We start from the raw sequence: 2,283 nt of genomic DNA on the forward strand, positions 1-2,283 counted from the left end.
GCCGTGCGCCCCCGCGGCGGCGCACGGCGTTGGCCGGCACCCCACCGGCACCGCCGGCCGCCACCTGGCGGCTCTCCTGGCGATCCACCCGGGTGAGGCGATCCAGCCGCTGCTCGCGGCGGATGGCGGCCCCGCCACTGCGGGGGATGTCGCCCTGCACCAGCTCCTCGGGCAGCTCGGCCAGGAACACCGACGGCACCGCCGGCTCGCGCATGCCGCCCCAGAGGCGCCGCTCGCTGGCATGGGAGAGGAACAGCCGCTCCTTGGCGCGGGTGAGGCCCACGTAGCAGAGGCGGCGCTCCTCCTCCATGGCCGAGGGATCCTCCAGGGAGCGGTAGCTGGGGAACAGGCCCTGCTCCATCCCCACCAGGAACACCACCGGGAACTCCAGCCCCTTGCTGGCGTGCAGGGTCATCAGCGTCACCCGGTCCTGCTGGGTGTCCTTGCTGTCGGCGTCACTGGCCAGGGCCGCTGAGGCCAGGAAATCCTCGAGCGAGCCCTCCTCGTTCTCCTCCTGGTACTGCAGGGCGGCGTTCACCAGCTCGTTGAGGTTGCGGCGCCGGTCTTCCGCCTCATCGGTGCCCTCGGTGATCAGCTCGGCCAGGTAACCGCTCTGCTCCATCACCCGCTGCACCAGCTCCGAGGGGGCCGCGTCCTGGCTGCGGGCCTGCAGGTCGCTGATCAGTTCGCGGAACTGCAGCAGCCCCCGGGCGGAGCGCCCCCCCAGGGAGCGCACGGCCTCGGCGTCACTCACCACTTCCCAGAGGGGGATGCCCAGCTGGTTGGAGGCGTCGGTGAGACGCTCGATCGTCGTCTTGCCGATGCCGCGCTTGGGGGTGTTGAGCACCCGCAGCAGGCTCACGGTGTCGGCCGGATTCACCAGCAGCTTGAGGTAGGCGAGCATGTCCTTGATCTCGCGCCGGTCGTAGAAGCGCAGCCCCCCCACCACGATGTAGGGGATGCCCCAGCGCACCAGCGATTCCTCCATCGCCCGGCTCTGGGCGTTGGTGCGGTAGAGCACGGCCATGTCACCCCAGCGCAGCTCGTCGTGGGCGGCATCGAGCAGGCGCATGCGGTGCACCACCGCCTCGGCCTCGGCGATCTCGTCGTCGCAGCGGGTGAGGTGGATCGGCTCGCCCTCGCCGCGGGTGGGGCGCAGCACCTTGTCGATGCGCTCGGTGTTGTGGGCGATCAGGGCGTTGGCGGCCGCCAGGATCGTGGCGGTGGAGCGGTAGTTCGCCTCCAGCTTCACCATCGTGCGGGTGGCCTCATCGGCGGCGCCATCGCCGAAGTCGTCCTGAAAGCCCATCAGGATCGTGAAGTCGGCGGCGCGGAAGCTGTAGATGCTCTGGTCGGCGTCGCCCACCACAAACACCGAACGGCCCTGCCAGTTGTCGTAGCTGTCTGGGTCCTGGCCATCCGTCACCAGCAGCTTGATCAGGTCGTACTGGGTGCGGTTGGTGTCCTGGTATTCATCCACCAGCACGTGGCGGAAGCGGCGGTGCCAGTAGTGGCGCACCTGCTCGTTCTGGCTGAGCAGCTGCACCGGCAGCAGCAGCAGATCGTCGAAGTCGAGAGCGTTATTGGCGGCCAGGGCGCGGCGGTAGCGGCGGTAGGTCTCGGCCATCAGCTTGCCCCGCTGGCCGCCGGCATCGGCCTCCAGCTGCTCCGGCAGCCAGCCCTGGTTCTTGGCGTTGCTGATCGCCCAGCGCACCTTCTTGGGCTCGAAGCGCTTGGGGTCGAGGCCCAGCTCCTGGGTCACGATCTCCTTCACCAGGCTCTGGGCGTCGCCCTCGTCGTAGATCGAGAACTGGCGCGTCCAGCTGAGCCCCTCGGGATCGCGGAACTTGTCGATGTCGAAGCGCAGCAGCCGGGCGAACAGGGCGTGGAAGGTGCCGATCCAGAGGTCCTTGATCACCTCGCGGTAGATGCGGCTGCGCAGCTGGCGCTGCTCCTGGGGCGGCAGGGTGCTCCAGGGCTGGCCGAACTGGCTCTGGGCCAGCTTCTGGGCCAGCAGCAGCTCCAGCCGCTCCTTCATCTCCCTGGCCGCCTTGTTGGTGAAGGTCACMGCNCMGCAGCNMGSCCKGMTCNGGCGSMRTSRYSRCCNNGATSMSRTKGGCGMTSMGNRYSSGYGMSGSCNCCGSGTYYWSCYRCKGMYCGNNCMSCCGCYRCNCRCMASCMRGSRCCMGSTGTGGTGGTCCACCGCCTTGCGCTGGGCGTCGTTGAGGCCGGCCAGGAAGGCGCTCATCCAAAGGCCAGAAGTGCTGGCCGCACCCTAGGCAC

General features: G+C 69.6%; 1 pseudogene. It reads right to left on the minus strand.

Annotated features, from left to right (window positions below):
* A pseudogene (locus IQ216_RS13485) lies at positions 1-2,074 on the minus strand (ATP-dependent helicase); the annotation flags it as partial.
* Between the last annotated feature and the right edge of the window lie 209 nt (positions 2,075-2,283).

This window comes from Cyanobium sp. LEGE 06143, assembly GCF_015207535.1.
Lineage (GTDB): Bacteria > Cyanobacteriota > Cyanobacteriia > PCC-6307 > Cyanobiaceae > NIES-981.